We start from the raw sequence: 23,347 nt of genomic DNA on the forward strand, positions 1-23,347 counted from the left end.
TAAATTTATTTTACAAATCGGATAATTGCAGTTTCTGTAAGTAGAAATAACACTGCAAATATAAGAAACCATTTCCATATTTGACTATCGTTATTTTCGGTTTGAATACTATCAAAAAAAGTATTTATTGAATCGATTTGCTGGTATTCTGAAAGCCATTTTTGATCTGCTTCAAAGGGATTGCTTTCGACTCTATTATAGTTGAAACTACAATTTTCAATTTTTATATCATTGTTAAAAATCTCAAAATTACCATCTTTTTTAGGATAATTACCCAAGTCCATTTTGACTTTAGTATTCAAAATTTGTTGTACAGGAATGAATTGTTCCTTTTTATTTTTAATTCGTAATACCCCATCTTTACTGCTATTGGTATGTACAAAATAAGGTTCGGAATTTCCAATAGTTCTTGCTATAATCCCATTTTTTTCTTCGTTTTGCGCTAATTTATAAAAGACAGGGACAATTAAAGGAGATTGTTGGAAATTAGAATTGTCAGAATTCAAAGGTGCTGAGAAAACAAATACTTTTCCTGTTCCCAAGTTAGCAGATTGTAAAAATGGACTTTGATCTTGGTAGGATAAAATCGATGCGCCAAAGTAATTGAAATCAAAATTTACTTTAGTTTTTGGGTATTGAAAATTACTTATTTGTTTGTCAAAAACATTTTTGAAAACAGGATTTGAAAAGTGAATTTTGGTAATTAATTTCTCTGTTTTATTTAAGGATTTATATTGGATAGTTTTTGTTGGATTCAACAATGAATTTAGATTTGAAATTGTTGTTTTTGCAGATGGAATTACTATCACAGTCCCGCCTTTCTCAGCAAAAGACTGTAACGTAGTTTGAAGAGCTTGCGAAATTTCATCAATTTCATTAACAATTATGACATCTTGTACTTCTAATCTAGTAAAGTCTAATTGTGATAGATTACTGTTTTGATATTCAAACTCATCGTTGGTATAAATTCGAGATAAATAAGTGCTTTTTGAAGCTTCACCAATACTGATTACTTTAGTTTTTTGACTTTCGCCAATACTAAAATAGTAAGTGTTATCAAAAGCTAAACCATTGTCGATTATTGAAATATATCCATGAAACGCCTTTTTAGGAATTGTAAAAGGGAAGACTTGTTTTTGTTTGTTTAATTTAATCATTGATTTAGCTACCAATTTTTGTTGGTCATATATTCCTAACGAAACAGCTTTGCTATTCTCCCCATAATTGCTAATTTGAACTCCAATTTCATAAAAGTCATCTAAAGTTTGACGTATAAAAACACTGTCAATAGACACGTTATATTGTTGTTCTACTTTTGGAATATGAAATGTGATGTTTTCTTTATCTTTGATAGTTTTCAGTGTTTTACTTGTTACACCTTTACCATCGGTAATAATCAAAATTTCTTTTTTGTTTAATGATGGTCGCGCTTGTATCTGAGTTAAAATTGGCTCTAATTCAAAAGCTGTTGCGCAATAATCTAGATTTTGAACTTCTTTCTGTATGGATTGAATATCGGTATTCCAAAAGGATTCATTAGCAGTTAATAAAGAAAAATTTTGCTCTTGTGGGAGATTTTCAAGTAACTCTTGAATAGCTCTTTGTAATAGTTCCCCTTTCTTTCCTTTAGCTTGCATGCTATACGAATTGTCAAGAATGATGTACAATTCCTTTTGTGATTTGGAACTTTCATTTGTGGATGAAAAAGGTTGGGCAAAGGCCAAAACCAATGCAGTTAAAAAGAGTAATCGTGTAACTAACAACAACCATTTTTTAATTTGAGAACTTTTCCGACTTTGAATGGTAAGAGCTTTTAGAAAGCGAACATTAGTAAAATATTCTTTTTTAAAACGACGCAATTGAAACAAATGAACCAAAAAGGGTACTACCAAAAGAAAAAGAAAGTACAGGATTTCGGGATGTTTGAATTGCATTGGTTTTTTGTATTAAAATTGCATAGCATTCAAAATTACAAATTTGAAATTAGTTAAGTAGCTAGAATGATTACAATTTAATCTTAATTCGTGTTCATTTATTGTTAATTTTAGCAATTCAATTCACAAGAAAATGAAATATTGTATAGCAATCGTAGTATTCTTCCTTTTTTCTTTTGTACAGGCTCAAACTCAAAAACTTCCTTTATTAATTGGTACGTATACTAATAGTTGCGATAGCAAAGGGATTTATGTATACGATTTTGACACTAATACAGGAGATTTTGTATACAAAAACGCAACCGAAAAAGTAATTAATCCAAGTTATTTAGCACTTTCTAAAGACCAAAAAATAGTATACTCGGTTAATGAAAATGGAGCCGAAAGTACCGTGAGTTCGTTTCAGTTTGACTCTGGTAGCGGAAAATTAACAGAGTTGAATAAGCAAAAAGCCGAAGGTGCTGATCCATGTTATATAATCAACGATGACAATAATGTGATTGTTGCCAATTATTCGGGTGGAAACATCGCTGTTTTTGGCAAAAATACCAAAGGTAGTTTGACCGAAGCGAAACAAGTACTGCAACATAAAGGAAAAGGAATCCATCCTCGCCAAGGAGGCGCACATGTGCACATGGTCTATTTTTCGCCAGATAAAAAATACATTCTGAGTAACGATTTAGGAACGGATGCTGTTTATATCTATGAATATCATCCCAATGCAGCTTCTGAAATAATGAAATTTAAAAGTACAGTTACAGTTGAATCAGGAAGTGGGCCACGTCACTTAACTTTTAGTAAAGACGGCAAGTTTGTATATCTGTTGCAAGAATTAAACGGCGCTTTGTCGGTTTTTAGTTTTGCGAATGGGCAGTTACATAAAATTCAAGAAACTACAATTTTAGCAAAAGACTTTAAAGGGAATTTTACCGGAGCAGATATTCATATTTCGCCTGACGGAAAATTTTTATATGCTTCGAATAGAGGAGAAGCGAATACGATTTCTATTTTTAAAATCCTGAAAAATGGTCAATTGCAAACGCAATCAGTGGTTTCTTCTTTGGGGAAAGGACCTCGTAATTTTGTCATTGATCCAACAGGGAAATTTCTTTTAGTAGCGCACCAATACTCTAATGAAGTGGTTGTTTTTAAAAGAGATACTGTTTCAGGAGCTATAATTGATTCAGGTAAACGCCTAGAATTATGTTCTCCGGTTTGTATGGTTTTTGGAAATTAGAAGATAAAATTTACTTTTTCTTCTTCTTTTGAGCTCTAGTTTTGAGCATATTTCGGTTGACAGAACCGTGGGTTTTCTTTTTAGTTTTTGATGGTCCGCCCAAATTGACTTTGGTGTTCTTTTTGGCTTTTTCGTGATACGCACCATCACCCTCTAATTTCACCTTTTTCATTAAAAACTTCACCGGTTGGCGGTCTTTTTCAGGGCCAATCAACTTAATTGAAATTTCCACTTCTTCTGGAAAAGGAGTGATTTCAAGTTCTTTGTTCATTAATACTTCTACTTCTACAAAAGATTCTTCTTCACGAGGAGTAACAAAACTAATGGAAGTTCCTTCGGCATCAGCACGACCGGTACGACCAATACGGTGCATATATAACTCAGGAAGTTCAGGCATTTCGAAATTGATAACGTGGGTGATATTGGAAATATCCAAACCTCTCGCCATTATATCGGTTGTGATTAAACCACGCAAATTGCCTTCTTGAAATTCGGCCATCGTACTCAAACGGTAGTTTTGTGATTTGTTGGAGTGAATTACTCCAAACTGTCCTTCAAACTCTTCGTCGATGCTTTCAAAAAGTAAATCTGATATTTTTTTATTGTTTACAAAAACCAAAACTCGACTCATGCTTTCATCCGTAGTCAATAAATGTATTAATAAATTGACTTTGGTATTGAAATTAGGAACTTGGTAAGTAATTTGAGTTATTTTTTCTAATGGTGTACCCGAAGCCGAAAGTGTTACTTCTTCTGGATAATCAAAAAAGTCATTCAAAACAGCATCTACTTCTTCGGTCATTGTAGCCGAGAATAGAATATTTTGACGTTTGGTTTTCATCATTGCCAATAAGGCAGTCAATTGGGTTCTAAACCCTAAATTCAGCATTTCATCAAATTCGTCAATGACTAACTTTTGAGTTTCGTCAAATCGAACTACAGCATCTAATGCCAAATCCATCGTTCTACCCGGCGTCCCAACTAAAATATCAACTCCTTCGTAAACGGCTTTTTTCTGAGTATTGATGTTTACACCCCCGTAAATTCCGAGAGTGCTAACCGACATGTATTTGGTCAATTTTTCAACTTCTTCCACCACTTGAACGACTAACTCTCGGGTAGGTACTAAAATCACAATTTTTGGTGTGTTGGTATTGGTAAACTTGTATAGTTTTAACAACGGCAATAAATAAGCAAAGGTTTTACCCGTTCCCGTTTGTGCAATTCCCATCATATCACGACCCGACATAATCACAGAAAATGATTTTTCTTGAATAGGAGTAGGCGTAGTAAAGCCTAACTCGTCAATGGCTTTTTGTACCGATTTAGGAAGATTGAATTGCTCAAAAGTGCTCATAAATTGCTATTTTGTGCAAAGGTACATTAAAAAGGGGGATTTTTGGTGTATTAAGTTGTTCGTGTCAAATCAAAACCCTTCAAATACGCCTAAACCAAATAACGCAAAATCATATTTCACGGGATCATTTGCGTCAAGAATACGTAACTGAGCATCAAGTTCAGCTAAAGCTTTACCATCATTTTGTTTGCGATGCAATAAACCTAGTTTTCGAGCCACATTTCCCGAATGTACATCAAGTGGACAAGAGAGCGCAGCGGGTGAGATGCTTTTCCAAATACCTAAATCGACTCCTTTAGTATCTTGGCGCACCATCCAGCGCAAATACATATTAATTCTTTTGGCTGCCGAATTATTAAGTGGATCTGAAATGTGTTTTTGAGTACGTGTTGCATGCGGAACATTAAAAAAGACTTTCTTGAATTCATGAATGCTCTTTTGCATAGACAACGTTTCTTGATTTTTGGCAAAAACGGCTTCTAGTCCGTTGTGATTTTGATAAATGTGTTGCAACCCTTTGATGAATACAATAAAATCCTGACCGTTAAAAGTTCGGTGTACAAATGATTCTAAATCTTTTAAGTCTTTTTCTTGATGCGAATGCACAAAGTCATAAGGTGAGTTGCCCATCAATTCCATCATGCGATGTGCATTTTTGATAATCATCTTGCGGTTACCCCAAGCAATAGTTGCTGCTAAAAATCCAGCTATTTCAATGTCTTCTTTTTGAGAAAATAAATGCGGAATTTGAACGGGGTCGCTATCGATAAAATCTCGGGTATTGTATTGGATAACTTTTTCGTCTAGAAAAGATTTTAGTTCATCGGAATTCATATGGTTATCGAAAATAAAGGGATTTCAAAGATAGGTTATTTATATAATTTTGAAGGTGTGCTAAAGCATCAAATAATACAGTGAGGTGTAAAATATTCAACCACATAGAGACATAGATAAGGTAAATAAAAAAAGAAAGTATAGAAATAGTTCTATTTTTCACATAGTTATTATGTGAAGAGTGAAACGTCTATCTTAATCTTTTAATACAATTTTTTCTATGTTTCTATGTGGTGAAAAAAAAGAAAAGATTTTGTAATTAAGGATTGCTAATCTGTCCGTCTACCATGATTAATTTTCTATCCGCCATATTAGCGAGTTCTTCATTATGAGTGACAATCACAAAAGTTTGCCCGAACTCATCACGCAATTTAAAAAACAATTGGTGTAAGTTCTCTGCCGAAGTCGTATCCAGATTTCCAGAAGGTTCGTCAGCAAAAATCACATCGGGTTTGTTGATTAAAGCACGCGCTACAGCTACACGTTGTTGTTCTCCGCCTGAAAGCGCATTGGGTTTATGATCCATTCGATGCGAAAGACCTAAATACTCCAATAATCGTTTCGCTTCAGTCTCCGTTTCTCCTTTGTTTTTATTGGCAATAAAAGCCGGAATACATACGTTTTCTAAAGCCGTAAATTCCGGTAGTAATTGATGAAATTGAAAGATAAAACCCAGATTTAGGTTTCTGAATTTGGATAAGGCTTTGTCGTTCATCGTCAACACATTTTCTCCATTGATGAACAACTCTGTTCCTTCTTGTAAAGAAGGTTGATCTAAAGTACCTAATAATTGCAACAAAGTGGTTTTTCCTGCTCCTGAAGCTCCAACAATAGATACAATTTCACCTTTTTTAATGTGTAAATCTACTCCTTTTAGTACTTCTAATTGGTCGTAGAATTTATGTAGGTTTTTCGCTTGTATCATCTGAAACTAGTTTTTACAAAGAAACAAAGATTATGGAGATAATGAAAAGATTTTTTGCAATGGATTATATAAAGGTTTTAATTTTATAACCACATAGAAACATAGAAATTGAGTTATAAATATAAGATTGTATAGAATAGTACTATTTCCACATAGCGGTTATGTGAAGAGTGAAACGTCTATCTATTTCTTTTGAAATGATAAAAAACTATGTTTCTATGTGGTAAATGAGAGTAGAAAGTTATTCGAATTGTAATTGTCGATTGGATTTATTTTTCTTTAAATAAAAATCCTAAACCTATACTACGAAGCATTTTCTTTTCAAACTCCCAAAAAAAGGCAAACTGCCCAAAAAGAAATCCAATAGAAACTAACAACACTTGGTATAAGGGAAATAGCAATAGTAGTCGGATGGGAGTGAAGAAAAATCCAAAATCATCTTTAGTAATTCCAAGCCATACACAAACAGGTTTCGACGCTATTGCTGAAGCTGAACCGGTGATTGCAAAAACGATAAAAATAATTGTCAGTTGGAAATTGGATTGCACTCCCCAACGCTCTTTTAATTTTTTCATTATTATGGAATAAAGCAATACAAAGTTATGATTTTCGAACGAAGTAAAGCATAAAAAAAGGATGTCTTTTTTTGACATCCTTTTTGTGAGTATAGTTGAATAAATTAACCTAAAATACTGATGATTTGTTGGGCTAATTCCGTTCCAATTCTATCTTGAGCCTCTCCTGTGGCAGCTCCAATGTGAGGAGTTAAAGAGATTTTTGGGTGCATAAGTATTCTAATTTCTGGTTTTGGTTCGCTTTCAAAAACGTCCAATCCAGCAAAACCTACTTTACCACTATCTAAAGCATCGATTAAAGCGATTTCGTCAATTACGCCACCACGAGCACAGTTTACAATTCCTACGCCATCTTTCATTATTGCCAATTCCGCTTTTGAGATAATGTATCCGTTTTGAGCAGGAACGTGTAACGAAATGAAATCAGCTTCTTTGAATAAAGATTCTAAAGATTGTGAAACAATTGTTGTCGTTACAGATTGTCCGTCAAAAAATTCTACTTTTACGTCTACTTTGTCAATGAAACTATCCGCAGCGATAACTTTCATTCCTAAACCAAGAGCCATTTTTGCAGTAGCTTGGCCAATACGACCGATACCTACAATTCCTAAAGTTTTACCTCTTAATTCAGTTCCGTTAGCGTATGCTTTTTTCAAACCTTCAAAGTTAGAATCCCCTTCCAAAGGCATATTTCTGTTAGAGTCGTGTAAAAAACGAACTCCATTAAATAAATGTCCAAAAACCAATTCCGCAACTGATTCAGATGAAGAAGCAGGTGTGTTGATTACATTGATTCCTTTGCTTTTTGCATAATCCACATCAATGTTATCCATTCCAACACCACCACGTCCGATGATTTTGATACCAGGACAAGCATCGATAATATCTTTACGAACTTTAGTTGCACTTCGAACCAAGATAACGCTTACGTTATTTTCGTTAATAAAGTTAGCTACTTGTTCTTGTGCTACTTTAGTAGTAATCACTTCAAATCCGCCTTTTTCTAATGCTTGAATTCCACTTTTAGAAATTCCGTCATTTGCTAATACTTTCATTGTGTTTATTTCATTGCGAGGAAGGAAGTAATTTTATCCTCAAATTGATAAATTATTTATTAAACTGCTTTTTCTAAAGCTTGCATTACGTCAACTAATACTTGAACGCTTTCAATTGGCATCGCATTATACATAGAGGCTCTGTAACCCCCCACTGAACGGTGTCCTGGCAATCCAGATATACCCGCTTCTTTCCACATAGCATCAAAAACAGTTGCGTGTTCTGGGTTGTTCAATAAGAAAGTAGCATTCATAACCGAACGATCTTCAACAGCCGCCGCTCCTTTGAATAATGGATTTCTGTCAATTTCTGTGTAAAGTAAATTAGCTTTAGCATTGTTGAGTTTTTCTACTGCAGCTATTCCGCCTAAATTTTTCAACCATTGTAGTGTTAGCAGCGAAGCATATACAGGGAAAACGGCAGGCGTGTTGTACATACTCTCTGCTTTAATATGTTTTGCATAATCTAAAATACTAGGGATTTCTCTACCGTTTTTACCTAGAATTTCTTCTTTAACTACTACTAAAGTGGTTCCAGCAGGCCCCATATTTTTTTGAGCTCCAGCGTAGATAATGTCAAATTTAGTAAAGTCCAATTGACGTGAAAAAATATCAGAACTCATATCGCAAACTACTGGAATGTTAGTAGTTGGAATTTCTTTCATTTGAGTTCCAAAAATAGTATTGTTACTTGTACAATGGAAATAATCTGCGTCTGCAGGTATAGAATATCCTTTAGGTACATTATTGTAGTTTTGATCTTTTGATGAAGCGACAACAACGGTTTCTCCAAAAAATTTAGCTTCTTTGATAGCAGCCGAAGCCCAAGTTCCTGAATCTAAATAAGCCGCTTTTCCATTCACTTTCATTAAGTTATACGGAACCATTAAAAACTCCAAACTAGCTCCTCCTGCAAGGAAAAGTGCTTGGTATCCTTTGCCTTCTAGTCCTAGTAATTCAAGCGCTAAGGATCTAGCTTCATCCATTACTGCAACGAAATCTTTGCTTCGGTGGGAAATTTCTAAAATGGATAAACCTGAATTATTAAAATCTAAAATGGCTTGTGATGATTTTTCAAAAACTTCTTGTGGTAAAATGCAGGGACCTGCGCTGTAGTTGTGTTTTTTCATGGTAGTTGTTTGTTCCAAATTTAAAGATTACAAATTTCGACATTCATTTCTTAAAATCAATTAAAATAATGGAAACATTTAAACAATTTACTAGTTTATTGTTAACGAAAACGAAATAGTATCGATATTATCCGCATAATCCCATAATTCAGGCCGTTGCGTTTGGCCAAAAGGAATGCTATTTGGAACTAAATTTGAACTTACTATACACTGAATAGCGTCGGCTTGACTGCTGATCTTTTCTTTTACAGATTCAATAGTGTCATAGAATTCATAAAACACACTTGAAATAGGAGAGCCAAAACTTTCGTCTTCTTTCAATGTTAAAAAACCATTATCTAATAATTTAAAATTACTCATCAAAAATACCGCTTTATTATAGTCGTAATTATTTGCGTATTTTTCATAATGTATTACATCTTGGTATTCAAAAATGGCTTCAAAAAAAGCATCAAATGAATAGCCTTTTGGCACAAAAAGTTTAGACACATTGCGACAACCTAGACCAAAGTACCTAAAAATATCTTCACCCAAAGCTATTAGTTGTTCTTTGGATTCATTTCCATCCAAAACAGCAATAGAGTTTCTGTTTTTTCTAATAATGGAAGGTTTGTCTTTGAAATAATAGTCAAAATAGCGTGCTGTATTATTACTTCCTGTAGCAATAACAGCATCAAAATTTTCTAATTTTCCGGATACAAATTCGATTCTATGAGCGAATTCGGGTTGGATAGCGATAATGTATTTTGCTAAAAAAGGTAATAAATGTTGGTCGTCAGAGGATGTTTTTACCAAGGTATTATGTCCGGAAACTAATACTGAAATAAAATCATGAAACCCAACTAACGGAATATTTCCAGCTAGAATTAATGCTATTTTTTTTGGTTCTACATGGGTGAAATCATAGTTGGATAGCCATTTGTTGAGGTTCTCTTCTGTCAATGCTTTAGCCCAAGATTGGATAGAAAAATAGACTTGTTCAGGAGTATACCATCCATTATGTGATTGTGATAAATGAATCAAATTTAAAAAGTCATCATAAAACAAATCGTTTAAAGGAACGCTAAGGTCTTTAGAAGATTTATCTTCTTTAAATTGTTCTAAAAATCGTCCTAATGTAACAAAAACATTTTTTTTTGTTTCTAAGTCCATGAATGTTTGTTTATGAATGGTTTTGATTGTAATTTTGTGCAAAATTAAGCATAAAATAGACGAAAGTCAAAAAGACAATTTTGATACTTTCTATACCCAAATAAAAGACAAGAAAATATGGCAATAATAATTACAGATGAATGCATTAATTGTGGGGCTTGTGAACCAGAATGTCCAAATACTGCAATTTACGAAGGAGCTGATGACTGGAGATATAAAGACGGAACTAAACTTACGGGTAAAGTAATTTTGCCTGATGGTACTGAAGTAGATTCTGATGCGCCTCAAACACCTATTTCTGACGATGTGTATTACATTGTTCCAGGAAAATGTACAGAATGTAAAGGTTTTCATGATGAACCACAATGTGCTGCAGTTTGTCCAGTTGATTGTTGTATTCCCGACGATAATCATGTAGAGTCAGAAGAAACATTGTTAAACCGACAAGCTTTTTTACATAACGAATAGTATTAAAATGAACCTATGAAGTTATTTTTTTCAATCTCTTTTTTCTGCGTTTCTATTTTACTTTTTTCTCAAAATAAGATTCAAGGAAAAGTGGTTGACGAAAATAATAACCCGATGGTAGGTGTTTCTCTTTTTTTAGATGGAACTACAATTGGTTTTTTGACAGATGAGACTGGTAATTTTTATTTTGAAAAAAGTGTTTTGCCTCAATCTGTTCTTGTTGTAGGTTATTTAGGCTATGAAACACAACGTATTCAAAACTATAGCTCTTCATTCCTATCGATTAAACTTTCTCCCAGTATTACACAATTAAGGGAAGTAATAGTATCTAAACCGTATTTTACCAGAAAGCAAATGATGTCAGCCTTTAAAGACCATTTTCTAGGTAAAACAAAGGCGGGAAGAAGTTGTTTTATTGAAAATGAATCTGCGATTCAATTGGATTATGATGGTTCTAAAAATCAACTTAATGCACATTCTGATTCTAAATTAGTAATTATCAATAAACATCTTGGTTATAAATTGGTTTTTGAATTACAAGATTTTAATTTAAAGTTTTCAAAAAAATCAATTTCCAATCAATATGTGAAATCAAGTTTCTTTGCTGGGACTTCTTTTTTTACCGATCTTACTAATAATAAAGCTGAAATTACAAACAAGAATAGGATAAAGTCTTATTTAGGATCCTACAATCATTTATTTAAAAACTTGGTGGAAAAAAAATGGGATAAAAAAAGCTTTCTACTTTTTGAAGGGAGTTTTGTAACTGATCCTAACCTTCAATTTAAGGTAGATAAAATAGCTAATTTGTATACGATCACGGTTTTAAATAATAAATTGAAAGCAATTCAGAATTCAAAAATTGGATTCTTTAATAGTTTCAACATATTATATAACAATCGAGAACAATCTAAAATCAATTTTAAAATAAACGAATTTCAAGTTGACGAATTCGGGAATTTTTTTCCGGTGGATAAAATCGAATTTTCTGGAGATATAAGCGAAAAAAGAGTGGGTGATATGTTGCCTATTGATTATATTCCTTATTAAATAAAAAATAAAAAAAAATCCTGAGCAATTGCTCAGGATTTTTTCGTTTAAGAGAATTTGAATTAGAAAGTAAATCCTAATCTAGCATAGTAATAGGCTCCACTGAATCCCATTTGTACTGAGTCCCAGTATCCACCTGCTTCTGTGTTACCTTGCTCATCTTGTTGGTCTGGATAAATATTGAATAAGTTATTACTTCCAACACTCAACTTTAATTGTTTAGATAGTTTATAACCGAAAGTTAAGTCAGTTACTGTTTTAGCAGTATATACATCATCTTCATCAGCGTAATCAACTAGAACTATTTTACTAAAGTTGGTAAAAGCTAAACCTGCGTCAAATTTATTTTTTGAATAATTTAAATTCAAACCAAATTTACTTTGAGGAGCTGAAGCCAATAAGAAAGCTTTTTCTCTTTTTCCAAAGAAAGTACCTTCATCTAAACTACCATTTTTAACATTACTAATCTCCATGTTATTAATGTTTCCGACTAAAGTTGCTCCAAATTTTGCATCTCCAATTGTTTTTTTCCATGCAAAAACTAAATCAACACCAGCAGTTTTAGTATCCACACCATTTGAAAAGAATTGAGCTTCAGATACTCCTAAATTTAAAGCTGATGCATCAAAATAGCCTGTTAGTACGATACGATCTTGAACATTTATAAAGTATCCATCTACAGTTGCTGTGAAAGCTCCGAAACTAGCAGTTACTCCTAAAGAACCGTTAACGGCTTTCTCTTCATTTAATTTATTTATTCCGAATGCTTGTGTAACTGGACTATTGTTTGGAGAAAGAAGTACTTCTGTTGCACCACCAGAATTAAAGTTTGTAAATCGCAAGTTATAATATACCTGAGCCAATGATGGCGCTCTAAATCCTGTACTCAAAGAACCTCTGAAGTTGATATTGTCTGTCGCTTTCAATCGAGCTGCCAATTTACCATTCAATGTGCTTCCAAAATCACTATAATTTTCAAAACGGACAGCAGTACTTACTAATAAGCTTTTAGTAACGTCAAATTCTGCATCTGTATATAAAGATACGTTACTTCGGTTTTTCTTTACTTCGTTTGCAGGACTGTATCCTGGAAACCCTTGAGAACCACCTGGTCGTAACTCTCCACTTATTGGATCAATTGGTGCAGTTTGAGTAGCTGGATTGGTAATTGGTCTTCCAGCAACATCGTAAGTCGAATAAGAACCTTCTTCTCCAGCAAAAATGCTAAACTGCTCTGTTCTAAATTCTGCACCAAAAGCCAGGTTCATCCCATTTAAAACCGATTCATAGTTTTTAGAAAAATCTAAATTAGTAGTGTTTTGATTTAAACTATGTCCTCCAGCATCAAATTCTGTTGGAGAATTTCCAGCCAAAGATGCGTTAAGTGTACCTTTAATGTAGTAATGAAAAAGATTTCTTCCGAATGTATTACTTAAATCTATTTTCCATCCTGATGCTGTTTTTGTTCTAATACCAGCGGCTATAGAATTATCAACAATTTCTGAAGTTATTCTTGGCGTATACCCCCCTGGGAATATAGATTCAACAACTCTCTCTCCTCCATTTCTTGTGAAAGCATAGGCATCAGTATCTCTGAAATTTCTACCTCCAAAAGCATAAAACTCAGTCCTGTCAGATATTGGTAAATTTAAATTTCCAAAAAGGTTAAGTCCTTGAATTGCTGCTTCACCAAACCCTTTTCTGAAATCATATCCAGGACGTAAGGTTTTTTCTTTATTTAAATATTCTGCAGTGAAATTTGCTGTACCTCCTTTTTTACCAACGGTAACACCATAATTTGCCCCAACTTTCAATGACTGTCCATCAAAATTTCTTTGTTGCCCTAATGTGTTCCCAAAACTATTTTCATCAAGAAAATTGTTTTTTGTGTTAGCAGTTCCAGGTAAAAAATTTCCTTGAGCATTGGTATTGAAAGCACCATAAGTTACAGCTCCTGTTAGTTCATTTACATTGTCATTCAATACAATATTAATTACTCCTGCAATAGCATCAGAACCATATTGTGCTGCAGCTCCATCTCTTAAGATTTCAATTCGTTTAATAGCAGTTGCTGGGATTGCATTTAAATCAGTTCCTGTATTTCCTCTACCTCTTGTTCCAAATAAATTGATTAATGAAGATTGATGTCTTCTTTTACCGTTAATCAAAACCAATGTCTGATCAGGTCCCATTCCTCTCAATGAGGCTGGATCTACGTGATCGGCTCCATCAGATCCGGATTGTTTACTTGCATTAAATGAAGGCGCTACATATTGTAACAACTCGTTAATTTCTAATTTTCCACTTTGGGTTGTAACATCTTTAACGTTTATGATATCGATAGGTACTGCAGAATTAACAACTGTTCGTTTTGTGTTTCTTGATCCAACAATTTGAACTTCTTTTAGTTCCTTTGCATCAGTATTGGTTTTTTCTTGCGCAAAAAGATAAGTGATGTTGATTAACAACAAAAAAAGACTGTACTTTTTCATAAATAATTGGTTTGGTTTTTAATTGGTTTAATGAAGTCGCAATTTACTGTTTATTTAAGAATAAATTAACATTTTTTCATTGAAGACAGTAATTTTACAAAGAATGCAAGAATTCCATGTTTTTGTTTAACGAACCTTTTTTTAATCCTATATTTGCATCCTTTATTAATAGAATTGCTAATATTTGTGGTTATTACCACTTTTCGAAAATAAATTATCATGAAAGCAGGAATTGTAGGATTGCCTAATGTAGGAAAATCAACTTTATTTAATTGTTTGTCTAATGCCAAAGCACAAAGTGCGAATTTTCCATTTTGTACAATTGAACCTAATATTGGGGTGGTTAATGTACCTGATCCAAGAATCAATCGATTGGAAGAATTGGTAAAACCAGAGCGTGTTCAAATGGCAACTGTAGATATTGTAGATATTGCTGGTTTAGTTAAAGGTGCAAGTAAAGGGGAAGGTTTAGGAAACCAATTCTTAGGAAATATTAGAGAGTGTAACGCGATTATTCATGTGTTGCGTTGTTTTGATAATGATAATATTGTTCACGTAGATGGGAATGTAAATCCTATTCGTGACAAAGAAACTATTGATATCGAGTTGCAACTGAAAGATTTAGAAACGGTTGAAAAACGTTTGGAAAAAGTAAATCGTGCAGCTAAAACAGGTAATAAAGAAGCACAAGCCGAGCAATCGTTGTTGAATAGAATTCGCGAAGCTTTATTACAGGCTAAATCTGCAAGAACAGTTTCGCCTGCAAATCAAGATGAAGAAGAATTAATGGAAAGTTTCCAATTAATCACCAATAAACCGGTTTTGTATGTGTGTAATGTGGATGAAAATTCGGCAGTAAACGGAAATAAATATGTAGATCAAGTTCGCGAATTGGTAAAAGACGAGGATGCCGAAGTTATTATTCTTTCTGTAGGTGCTGAAGCTGATATTAACGAATTGGAGAGCTACGAAGAGCGTCAAGTATTCTTAGAAGATATGGGATTGACTGAACCAGGAGCTTCTGTTTTGATTCGTGCAGCATACAAATTATTGAAACAACAAACCTATTTCACAGCAGGTGTAAAAGAAGTGCGCGCTTGGACAATTAATATTGGAGCTACTGCACCACAAGCGGCGGGTGTTATTCATACTGATTTTGAGAAAGGGTTTATTCGTGCTGAAGTTATTTCGTATGAGGATTTTACTCACTACGGCTCAGAAGCAAAATGTAAGGAAGCAGGTAAATTTAAAGTAGAAGGAAAAGAATATATAGTTAAAGACGGAGACGTAATGCACTTTAGATTTAATGTGTAGTCCGCCATTTAATAATAGTAATAATAACAAAAAACCGCTAAAGTAATTTAGCGGTTTTTTTATCTCCAATTCGAAAATCGTACTTCGTACTCCATAAATCGTACTTCGTATATCGCACCTCGTAAATCACACTTTTTATTGTCAATATAATTCTTAATAACTTTGGCTTTCGCTTGTTTAAGAATGTATCAAATTATCTTAAATTAGCACAAAATCGATACTTTTTAAAATGTCTGAACAAAATCAATACAACGAAGATAATATTCGATCACTCGACTGGAAGGAACATATTCGTATGCGTCCTGGTATGTATATTGGAAAACTCGGTGACGGTTCTTCGCCAGACGATGGTATTTATATCTTGCTCAAGGAAGTATTAGATAATTGTATCGATGAATTTGTAATGGGAGCAGGAAAAACCATTGAAGTTACTATCAAAGACAAAATGGTGACAGTGCGCGATTACGGTCGTGGAATTCCATTAGGTAAAGTAGTTGATGTAGTTTCCAAAATGAACACAGGAGGGAAGTACGATTCTAAAGCCTTCAAAAAATCAGTTGGTTTGAATGGGGTAGGTACCAAAGCAGTGAATGCCTTATCGAATTATTTCCGTGTTGAATCGGTTCGTGACAACCAACAAAAAGCAGCAGAATTCTCGGCAGGGAATTTGGTTTTGGAAGAAGAAGTACAAGAATCAACCAAACGTAAAGGAACAAAAGTTGCTTTTATTGCGGATGAGCAGATTTTTAAAAACTATAAATACCGTAACGAGTATGTGGTAAAAATGTTGAAGAACTATTGTTACCTCAACACTGGATTGACCATTTACTATAACGGCGAAAAATACTATTCGGATAACGGATTGAAAGATTTGTTAGAAGAAACCATTACCGAAGAAGATTCAGTATATCCAATTATTCATTTGATTGGAGAAGATATTGAAATTGCGTTAACGCACAGTAAATCGCAATATTCAGAAGAATACCATTCGTTTGTTAACGGACAAAACACAACTCAAGGAGGAACGCATTTGAATGCCTTCAGAGAAGCAGTCGTGAAAACCATTCGTGATTATTACAACAAAGGTTTTGAGGCTTCGGATATCCGAAAATCAATTGTTTCGGCTGTGTCGATCAAAGTAGAAGAACCTGTTTTTGAAAGTCAAACCAAAACCAAATTAGGTTCAACAGATATTGGTCCGAATGGCCCAACAGTGCGTACTTTTGTCCACGATTTTATTACCACCAAATTAGATAACTTCTTACACAAAAATCCAGAAGTTGCCGATTTGTTGTTGCGTAAGATTTTACAAGCCGAAAGAGAGCGTAAAGAATTATCAGGTATTCGAAAATTAGCCAAAGATCGTGCTAAAAAATCGAGTTTACACAATAAAAAACTACGTGATTGTCGCGTGCATTTACCCGACATTAAAAATCCACGTTATTTAGAAAGTACCTTGTTTATTACTGAGGGAGATTCGGCTTCGGGTTCGATTACTAAATCGCGCGATGTGAATACACAAGCAGTTTTCAGTTTGCGTGGTAAGCCATTGAATTCCTATGGAATGACCAAGAAAATTGTGTACGAAAACGAAGAGTTTAATTTATTGCAAGCCGCTTTGGATATTGAAGAATCTATGGAAGATTTGCGTTACAATAATATTGTTATCGCAACCGATGCCGATGTCGATGGAATGCACATTCGGTTGTTATTGATTACGTTCTTCTTGCAATTTTTCCCAGAGTTAATTAAAGACGGCCATTTGTATATTTTGCAAACTCCTTTATTTCGTGTGCGAAACAAGAAAGAAACTATTTATTGTTACAGTGAAGAAGAGCGTGTTAACGCTATTGAAAAATTGAAACCAAAACCAGAAATTACCCGATTTAAAGGATTGGGAGAAATTTCGCCTGACGAGTTCAAACACTTTATTGGAGCCGATATTCGTTTGGATCCAGTAATGCTGGATAAAGCGACTTCAATCGAAACGTTATTGGAGTTTTATATGGGTAAAAATACACCCGACCGTCAAACGTTCATCATCAATAATTTGAAGGTGGAATTAGACGTTGTGGAGAAATAGTTAATTGGAGCACAAAGTAACACCAAGTATAGCGTAAAGTCTCTCGAAGGAATTTTAAACATTGTGGAACTTAGTGAAATACTTTGAATAACATTGTGTAAAAAATAGCATAAAGTAAAATTATAATTATAAACTTTGTGAAACTTAGTGTAAAACTTTGTGAAACTTAGTGCTACAAAAAAATGAAAGACGAAGAAGAAGATAACATCATTCCAAACGAAGACGAAACCAACGATTCTTTGGATACAACGGCAAACGAAAACGAGGAAGGTTTTGACGACATCGTTGCTTTTGGTGGGAATCATTTTTATGAAAATAATGAAAATCCCGAAGATACGATTACCAAAGTAACCGGAATGTACAAAGACTGGTTTTTGGACTATGCTTCGTATGTAATTTTGGAGCGTGCTGTGCCGGCTATTGAAGACGGTTTTAAGCCTGTGCAACGTCGTATTATGCACTCTATGAAAGAGTTGGATGATGGTCGTTACAATAAAGTAGCTAATATCGTAGGACACACTATGCAGTATCACCCACACGGAGATGCGAGTATCGGAGACGCTATGGTGCAAATTGGTCAAAAAGATTTGATTATTGATATGCAAGGAAACTGGGGTAACATTCTCACTGGAGATAGTGCTGCAGCTTCCCGTTATATTGAAGCTCGAATCAGTAAGTTAGGACACGATATTTTATATTCGCCTAAAATCACGCAATGGGGAATGTCGTATGACGGACGTAGAGCTGAGCCTATCAATCTTCCTGTTAAATTTCCTTTATTGTTAGCACAAGGTGCTGAGGGAATTGCGGTGGGTCTTTCAACTAAAATTTTACCTCATAATTTTAATGAATTAATTGATTGTTCTATCAAAGTATTGAAGGGCAAATCATTTACCTTATATCCTGATTTTCCAACAGCAGGTATTGCTGATGTTTCTAATTATAATGATGGTTTGCGAGGCGGGCGTGTTCGTGTTCGTGCCAAAATTGCACAATTGGATAAACAAACCTTGGTGATTACTCAAATTCCGTTTTCAACTAATACTTCTACCTTGATTGATAGTATTTTGAAGGCGAATGAAAAAGGGAAAATCAAAATCAAGAAAATTGAGGACAACACAGCTGCTGAGGTAGAAATCTTGATTCACCTCCCGCCAGGTGTTTCGCCTGATAAAATGATAGATGCCCTATATGCATTTACTGCTTGTGAAACTTCTGTGGCGCCGTTAGGTTGTGTTATTGAAAATAATAAGCCTTTGTTTATTGGTGTTTCTGAAATGTTGAAAATCTCCACACATCGCACGGTAGATTTGTTGAAACGGGAACTAGAAATCCAATTGGACGAACTGGAAAACAAATGGCATTTTTCTACTTTGGAGAAAATTTTCATTCGTGAAGAAATGTATATTGATTTCAAATTGTATGGAGATAGAGAATCATTGTACAAATATATGTACGACCGATTTGAACCTTTCAAAAAATCATTTGTGCGTGAAACCAATGATGATGATTTGCAAAAATTAACGCAAATTCCAATGATTCGTATTACGCGTTTCGACTCGGATAAAGCGGATGATGCAATTGCTAAGTTGGAAGCCGAAATGGAAGAAGTGAAACATCATTTGGATAACATCATTGATTTTACCATTGACTTTTTCCAAAAATTAAAAGACAAATACGGAAAAGGACGAGAACGCCAAACGGAGTTGCGAAGTTTTGATACTATTGAAGCTACCAAAGTGGTGTTGCGTAATACCAAATTATATGTCAACAGAGAGGAAGGTTTCTTGGGAACTGGACTTAAAAAGGACGAATACGTTGCCGATTGTTCCGATATTGATGATGTGATTGTTTTCCTTCGCGATGGGAAAATGATGATTACCAAAGTGGATGAAAAGAAATTCATTGGCAAAGACATTATACATATTGCGGTGTTTGACAAAAACGACAAACGTACCATTTACAATATGATCTACCGAGATGGTAAAAATGGATCAACCTTTATCAAACGTTTCAATGTTTCTGGAGTGACACGTGATAAGTTCTACGATTTGACTCAAGAGAATGCTGGATCTATGGTCTTGTATTTTTCAGCCAATCCAAATGGAGAAGCTGAAGTCGTGACTATTTTATTGCGTCAGGTTGGAAGTGTTAAGAAATTAAAATGGGATGTCGATTTTTCTGATATTGCCATAAAAGGACGTGCTTCGAGAGGTAATACCGTTTCTAAATACCCAATTAAGAAAATTGAGTTGAAAGAAAAAGGAATATCAACTTTGCGTCCAAGAAAAGTTTGGTTTGATGATACGGTCCAAAGATTGAACGTAGACGGAAGAGGGGAGTTGTTAGGAGAGTTTAGACCTAATGATCGTTTGTTGATTATCAATCAATCAGGTAAGCTTAAAACGATTATTCCTGAATTGACTACGCATTTTGACGAGGATATGATTGTGTTAGAAAAATGGAATCCTAAGAAACCAATTGCTACCATTTATTATGATGGAGAAAAAGAGCGTTATTTTGTAAAACGTTTCTTAGTAGAAAATGAAAATAAAGAAGAAATTTTTATTACTGAACACGAAAAATCACAGTTAGAAATTGTTTCAACTGATTGGCGTCCAATGGCAGAAATTGTATTTGCGAAAGTGAAAGGTGTTCAAAAAGAAAATCAAACGATTGATTTGGAACAATTCATAGCGGTTAAAGGAATAAAAGCTATTGGTAATCAATTGACAACAGATAAGTTAAAACAAGTGAATTTGTTAGAGTCATTGCCATACGAAGAACCTGAAAAAGAAGTCGAGGAGACAAGCACAGAAGAATCAACTGAGTTAGAAGACATTCCTACAGACACAAATGATGACGGTCAAATTACTTTAAGTTTAGATTAAAATAAAAAAAGCTCCTATTTCAGGAGCTTTTTTTAGGTTTACTTTTTAGTCATTTTCATATTTAGCATTTCAATAACTAATGAAAATGATATGGCAAAATATAAATATCCTTTTGGAATTGGGGTAACATGATTACCAAATATAAGTGCGTCGGCTAAATGCGCGCTTTCGGTAAGTAACATCATTCCAATTAAAATTAGAAATGCTAAACCTAATACTTGTATAGAAGGATGTTTATTTACAAAATTACCAACTGGAACTGCAAATTGCATCATTATAAATACAGAAATGATAACAGCTGTAATCATAATGTATATAGCACCTTCAACACCATTAGTCATACCTACAGCCGTTAAAATACTATCAAAAGAAAACACCATATCTATCAATATGATTTGGAAAATTACATTTCTAAATGATTTTGTAGCTGATTTTTTTATTTCTTTTTCTTCTTGTCCTTTTTCTTCTACTTTTTCACGAATTTCATTGGTGCTTTTATAAATTAAAAATAAGCCTCCTAGCAAAAGAATAATACTTTGACCAGTAATATTTGCGGAGAACCAACTTAAGTCAATATGGAACCAAGGTTCTTTCATTTGAATTAGTAGATTAATTCCAAACAACAACGCTATACGCATAAACATAGCTAGGAACATACCAATTTTGGTCGCTCTTTTTCGTTTTTCTTCAGGAAGTTTTCCGGTAGCGATAGAAATAAAAATAATATTATCTATTCCTAATACAATCTCTAAAAATGTTAAGGTTAAAAGGGCTATCCAAGCATCTGGATTTAAAAATACTTCCATTATAGTGAATTAAATGTTCTGTTTATTTTAGGTTAGTTTCTCCAATTTTGATAACCGTACCTCGCTGTTTACTATCTACACCAACCATTCCGAATTCAAAGGTATATGAATTTTTTGAGGTGGTCAAAATCTTCATGCTTATTGCCCTTTTTTCTTGATTATTTTTAGGATGTTTTTTTCTTAGGACATATTCACAATCACTAATCCAACGTACAATTGCAGTGTCTGTTTTTCCTTCAAAAGTTTCGATCTCAATACTGTCCTTGCGTTCAAAAAATGTAACTTTTTTCACACCGTCTACTTCATGTTCGAATTTGAATTTCCCTGTTTTGAAATCTTTACAATTGTTCTCGGTACTGTAACAAGAGGCTAGTAATAGCAAACCAAATAAAGCGATTATATTCTTCATGATTATTCTATTTTTATATCGTATTTATCTAAAAGTCCCACAATACCTTGAGCTGAAAATTTCGCTTTCTTCATTGGGTTGAACTCTGGATCAATTTTGTAGTTAAAAGCAGTTCTAAAGTCAGCCCCTGCTAATTGGCTATCATTAAATATAGCGTTATCTAAATTACAATTATCAAAAATTGCATTGGATAATTGAGTATTTATGAAACCTGTCTCTTTCATTGAACAAGCTATAAAGTTTGTTTTAGGCATTTTTTTATTGGCAAACGAGGCATAATCCAAAACACAATCTTGAAAACTGACTTGGAATAAAAAATCAGTACAAGTATTGAAATGAATTCCTAATAACTTACAATTCTTGAAATGAACAGTTTTTAAACTGGTTCCAACAAGGCTAATCATGGATAAATTACAATCAATAAATTCGCAATCCATAAAGGTATTGTTACTTAAATCAGAATTGGAAAAATCACAGTTTTTAAAGATGCAGTCTTCAAATTCACGATGATTGATTCGGCTATCAATAGCTATGACTTTTTCAAATGTTTTTTGAATGTTGATGAGGTTTTCCATTAATCGTTGAATAAACTGTTCATAATAGTTTTTAATCCAACATACAGGCAATATACTCCATAAATACATAAAGCAATTCCAATTCCTAATACAAGGTAATGCCAATTATTTCCTTGGTTCATAAACGCATTATGAATTATCGCAGGACCAATGAATAATAAAGGTAAAGCGCCAGATAAATATTTTAAGGCTTTCGCCAAAAGAGCTTTGTTGGTTGCCATTATTTAGTTTTTTTGCTGCTGGTAAAAATCAACCGCTTTTCTAACGCTGCCTAATTGAGATAGTAATTGGCTTCCTTCTTCATAGGAAACAGGAATTTCACTCATAATCATTTTTACTCCGCGATCTACTAATTTGGTGTTGCTCAATTGCATGTCTACCATTTTGTTTCCTTTGACCTTCCCTAGCTGAATCATAGTTGCTGTAGAAATCATATTCAACACTAATTTCTGTGCTGTTCCGGCTTTCATTCGCGAACTTCCAGTAACAAATTCCGGGCCAACAATTACTTCAATTGGGAATGTAGCCGTTTGTGAAAGTGGACTTTCGGCATTGCACGAAATGCTTCCAGTGATGATATTATTTTCGTTGCAAGCTTGTAAACCGCCAATAACATATGGAGTTGTTCCAGAAGCCGCTATTCCAACTACCACATCATCGGAGTTAATGTTGTATTCTTGTAAATCTATCCAAGCTTGTGTAGTATTGTCTTCAGCATTTTCAACCGCACGACGAATGGCTTTGTCCCCACCTGCAATAATTCCATTAACCAAGTCAAAAGGAACTCCAAAAGTAGGCGGACACTCAGAAGCATCAACAATTCCCAATCGTCCAGAAGTACCGGCTCCAATGTAAAACAATCTACCTCCTAATTTCATTTTAGCCACAATTTGAGTTACTAAAGCCTCGATAGATGGCATTGCTTTGGCAACAGCCAATGGCACCGTTTGGTCTTCTTGATTGATATTGAACAGCAATTCCTGCACCGACATTTTTTCTAAATGGTCGTATTTTGAGGATTGTTCTGTAGTTTTAGTAAAAGTCATAAATAAATTATTGA

The 23,347-nt window shown here is 34.0% G+C and carries 20 protein-coding genes; 6 read left to right on the top strand and 14 right to left on the bottom strand.

Annotated features, from left to right (window positions below):
- Positions 1-5: 5 nt before the first annotated feature.
- The gene (locus LPC23_RS06100; protein WP_229328879.1) at positions 6-1,934 is read right to left on the bottom strand and encodes a vWA domain-containing protein; all 1,929 of its coding nucleotides are present in this window, start codon (positions 1,932-1,934) and stop codon (positions 6-8) included.
- 133 nt (positions 1,935-2,067) lie between these two features.
- Between LPC23_RS06100 and LPC23_RS06105 the strand changes: the two genes are divergently transcribed.
- Positions 2,068-3,171 carry a lactonase family protein gene (locus tag LPC23_RS06105; RefSeq protein ID WP_229328880.1) on the top strand — a complete coding sequence of 368 codons (1,104 nt, stop codon included), beginning with the start codon at positions 2,068-2,070 and terminating at the stop codon, positions 3,169-3,171.
- A gap of 10 nt (positions 3,172-3,181) precedes the next feature.
- Here LPC23_RS06105 and LPC23_RS06110 read toward each other — a convergent pair whose 3' ends face one another.
- The 7 genes from LPC23_RS06110 to LPC23_RS06140 all read right to left on the bottom strand — a co-directional run bounded on the left by LPC23_RS06110 (position 3,182) and on the right by LPC23_RS06140 (position 10,199).
- Positions 3,182-4,528: a DEAD/DEAH box helicase gene (locus tag LPC23_RS06110; protein WP_229328881.1), complete on the bottom strand. Its 1,347-nt coding sequence runs from the start codon at positions 4,526-4,528 to the stop codon at positions 3,182-3,184.
- A gap of 69 nt (positions 4,529-4,597) precedes the next feature.
- Positions 4,598-5,362 carry a TIGR02757 family protein gene (locus tag LPC23_RS06115; protein WP_229328882.1) on the bottom strand — a complete coding sequence of 255 codons (765 nt, stop codon included), beginning with the start codon at positions 5,360-5,362 and terminating at the stop codon, positions 4,598-4,600.
- 259 nt (positions 5,363-5,621) lie between these two features.
- Complete coding sequence (locus tag LPC23_RS06120; RefSeq protein WP_229328883.1) at positions 5,622-6,287, bottom strand: ABC transporter ATP-binding protein; 666 nt, start codon at positions 6,285-6,287, stop codon at positions 5,622-5,624.
- A 269-nt stretch (positions 6,288-6,556) separates the two neighbouring features.
- Complete coding sequence (locus tag LPC23_RS06125) at positions 6,557-6,862, bottom strand: DUF6787 family protein (RefSeq protein WP_229328885.1); 306 nt, start codon at positions 6,860-6,862, stop codon at positions 6,557-6,559.
- A gap of 104 nt (positions 6,863-6,966) precedes the next feature.
- Positions 6,967-7,917 (bottom strand): D-2-hydroxyacid dehydrogenase, encoded by a 951-nt coding sequence (locus tag LPC23_RS06130; protein WP_229323628.1) that lies wholly within the window; start codon positions 7,915-7,917, stop codon positions 6,967-6,969.
- A gap of 59 nt (positions 7,918-7,976) precedes the next feature.
- Positions 7,977-9,047 carry a 3-phosphoserine/phosphohydroxythreonine transaminase gene (gene serC, locus LPC23_RS06135; protein ID WP_229328887.1) on the bottom strand — a complete coding sequence of 357 codons (1,071 nt, stop codon included), beginning with the start codon at positions 9,045-9,047 and terminating at the stop codon, positions 7,977-7,979.
- Positions 9,048-9,137: 90 nt separating this feature from the next.
- On the bottom strand, positions 9,138-10,199 hold the full coding sequence (locus tag LPC23_RS06140; protein ID WP_229323632.1) for an acyl-CoA reductase: 1,062 nt from the start codon (positions 10,197-10,199) through the stop codon (positions 9,138-9,140).
- 117 nt (positions 10,200-10,316) lie between these two features.
- Here LPC23_RS06140 and LPC23_RS06145 point away from each other — a divergent pair, with 117 nt between their 5' ends.
- A complete protein-coding gene (locus tag LPC23_RS06145) occupies positions 10,317-10,667 on the top strand; it encodes a 4Fe-4S dicluster domain-containing protein (RefSeq protein WP_229323634.1) in 351 nt (116 codons plus the stop codon).
- A 15-nt stretch (positions 10,668-10,682) separates the two neighbouring features.
- Positions 10,683-11,717, top strand: a complete 1,035-nt coding sequence (locus LPC23_RS06150) for a carboxypeptidase-like regulatory domain-containing protein (RefSeq protein ID WP_229328889.1) — start codon at positions 10,683-10,685, stop codon at positions 11,715-11,717.
- A 62-nt stretch (positions 11,718-11,779) separates the two neighbouring features.
- Here the strand turns inward: LPC23_RS06150 and LPC23_RS06155 are convergent, their stop codons facing one another.
- Positions 11,780-14,209 carry a TonB-dependent receptor plug domain-containing protein gene (locus LPC23_RS06155; protein WP_229328891.1) on the bottom strand — a complete coding sequence of 810 codons (2,430 nt, stop codon included), beginning with the start codon at positions 14,207-14,209 and terminating at the stop codon, positions 11,780-11,782.
- Between the two features lie 219 nt (positions 14,210-14,428).
- Between LPC23_RS06155 and ychF the strand changes: the two genes are divergently transcribed.
- The 3 genes from ychF to LPC23_RS06170 all read left to right on the top strand — a co-directional run bounded on the left by ychF (position 14,429) and on the right by LPC23_RS06170 (position 20,497).
- On the top strand, positions 14,429-15,523 hold the full coding sequence (gene ychF, locus LPC23_RS06160) for a redox-regulated ATPase YchF (protein ID WP_229328893.1): 1,095 nt from the start codon (positions 14,429-14,431) through the stop codon (positions 15,521-15,523).
- Positions 15,524-15,752: 229 nt separating this feature from the next.
- Entirely contained in the window at positions 15,753-17,606 is a 1,854-nt protein-coding gene (locus LPC23_RS06165; protein WP_229323642.1) for a DNA topoisomerase IV subunit B, read from the top strand.
- A gap of 182 nt (positions 17,607-17,788) precedes the next feature.
- Positions 17,789-20,497, top strand: coding sequence for a DNA gyrase/topoisomerase IV subunit A (locus LPC23_RS06170; protein ID WP_229328895.1), 2,709 nt, complete (start codon positions 17,789-17,791; stop codon positions 20,495-20,497).
- A gap of 38 nt (positions 20,498-20,535) precedes the next feature.
- Here the strand turns inward: LPC23_RS06170 and LPC23_RS06175 are convergent, their stop codons facing one another.
- From LPC23_RS06175 to murQ, 5 genes are read right to left on the bottom strand one after another with little or no spacing between them, the layout of a single operon-like run.
- Positions 20,536-21,303 carry a TerC family protein gene (locus tag LPC23_RS06175; RefSeq protein ID WP_229323646.1) on the bottom strand — a complete coding sequence of 256 codons (768 nt, stop codon included), beginning with the start codon at positions 21,301-21,303 and terminating at the stop codon, positions 20,536-20,538.
- Positions 21,304-21,325: 22 nt separating this feature from the next.
- Positions 21,326-21,712: a DNA topoisomerase IV gene (locus LPC23_RS06180; RefSeq protein WP_229328897.1), complete on the bottom strand. Its 387-nt coding sequence runs from the start codon at positions 21,710-21,712 to the stop codon at positions 21,326-21,328.
- A gap of 2 nt (positions 21,713-21,714) precedes the next feature.
- Positions 21,715-22,287: a pentapeptide repeat-containing protein gene (locus LPC23_RS06185; protein ID WP_229328899.1), complete on the bottom strand. Its 573-nt coding sequence runs from the start codon at positions 22,285-22,287 to the stop codon at positions 21,715-21,717.
- Positions 22,287-22,508, bottom strand: coding sequence for a DUF6095 family protein (locus LPC23_RS06190; protein ID WP_229323652.1), 222 nt, complete (start codon positions 22,506-22,508; stop codon positions 22,287-22,289). Before LPC23_RS06190 ends, LPC23_RS06185 begins: the two co-directional genes overlap by 1 nt.
- A gap of 3 nt (positions 22,509-22,511) precedes the next feature.
- The gene (gene murQ / locus LPC23_RS06195; RefSeq protein ID WP_229328901.1) at positions 22,512-23,333 is read right to left on the bottom strand and encodes an N-acetylmuramic acid 6-phosphate etherase; all 822 of its coding nucleotides are present in this window, start codon (positions 23,331-23,333) and stop codon (positions 22,512-22,514) included.
- Positions 23,334-23,347: the final 14 nt, after the last annotated feature.

Origin of the sequence: Flavobacterium ammonificans, from assembly GCF_020885975.1 — a bacterium.
In the GTDB taxonomy this organism is placed as follows: domain Bacteria; phylum Bacteroidota; class Bacteroidia; order Flavobacteriales; family Flavobacteriaceae; genus Flavobacterium; species Flavobacterium ammonificans.

Excerpts from the sequence above, each read along its gene's own strand:
- LPC23_RS06145 (WP_229323634.1), top strand. The coding sequence starts at position 10,317 with ATGGCAATAATAATTACAGATGAATGCATTAATTGTGGGGCTTGTGAA.
- LPC23_RS06180 (WP_229328897.1), bottom strand. The coding sequence starts at position 21,712 with ATGAAGAATATAATCGCTTTATTTGGTTTGCTATTACTAGCCTCTTGT.
- LPC23_RS06150 (WP_229328889.1), top strand. The coding sequence starts at position 10,683 with ATGAAGTTATTTTTTTCAATCTCTTTTTTCTGCGTTTCTATTTTACTT.
- LPC23_RS06175 (WP_229323646.1), bottom strand. The coding sequence starts at position 21,303 with ATGGAAGTATTTTTAAATCCAGATGCTTGGATAGCCCTTTTAACCTTA.
- LPC23_RS06105 (WP_229328880.1), top strand. The coding sequence starts at position 2,068 with ATGAAATATTGTATAGCAATCGTAGTATTCTTCCTTTTTTCTTTTGTA.
- LPC23_RS06110 (WP_229328881.1), bottom strand. The coding sequence starts at position 4,528 with ATGAGCACTTTTGAGCAATTCAATCTTCCTAAATCGGTACAAAAAGCC.
- LPC23_RS06130 (WP_229323628.1), bottom strand. The coding sequence starts at position 7,917 with ATGAAAGTATTAGCAAATGACGGAATTTCTAAAAGTGGAATTCAAGCA.
- LPC23_RS06190 (WP_229323652.1), bottom strand. The coding sequence starts at position 22,508 with ATGGCAACCAACAAAGCTCTTTTGGCGAAAGCCTTAAAATATTTATCT.
- LPC23_RS06120 (WP_229328883.1), bottom strand. The coding sequence starts at position 6,287 with ATGATACAAGCGAAAAACCTACATAAATTCTACGACCAATTAGAAGTA.
- LPC23_RS06170 (WP_229328895.1), top strand. The coding sequence starts at position 17,789 with ATGAAAGACGAAGAAGAAGATAACATCATTCCAAACGAAGACGAAACC.
- ychF (WP_229328893.1), top strand. The coding sequence starts at position 14,429 with ATGAAAGCAGGAATTGTAGGATTGCCTAATGTAGGAAAATCAACTTTA.
- LPC23_RS06125 (WP_229328885.1), bottom strand. The coding sequence starts at position 6,862 with ATGAAAAAATTAAAAGAGCGTTGGGGAGTGCAATCCAATTTCCAACTG.
- LPC23_RS06100 (WP_229328879.1), bottom strand. The coding sequence starts at position 1,934 with ATGCAATTCAAACATCCCGAAATCCTGTACTTTCTTTTTCTTTTGGTA.
- serC (WP_229328887.1), bottom strand. The coding sequence starts at position 9,047 with ATGAAAAAACACAACTACAGCGCAGGTCCCTGCATTTTACCACAAGAA.
- murQ (WP_229328901.1), bottom strand. The coding sequence starts at position 23,333 with ATGACTTTTACTAAAACTACAGAACAATCCTCAAAATACGACCATTTA.
- LPC23_RS06165 (WP_229323642.1), top strand. The coding sequence starts at position 15,753 with ATGTCTGAACAAAATCAATACAACGAAGATAATATTCGATCACTCGAC.
- LPC23_RS06115 (WP_229328882.1), bottom strand. The coding sequence starts at position 5,362 with ATGAATTCCGATGAACTAAAATCTTTTCTAGACGAAAAAGTTATCCAA.
- LPC23_RS06140 (WP_229323632.1), bottom strand. The coding sequence starts at position 10,199 with ATGGACTTAGAAACAAAAAAAAATGTTTTTGTTACATTAGGACGATTT.
- LPC23_RS06185 (WP_229328899.1), bottom strand. The coding sequence starts at position 22,287 with ATGGAAAACCTCATCAACATTCAAAAAACATTTGAAAAAGTCATAGCT.
- LPC23_RS06155 (WP_229328891.1), bottom strand. The coding sequence starts at position 14,209 with ATGAAAAAGTACAGTCTTTTTTTGTTGTTAATCAACATCACTTATCTT.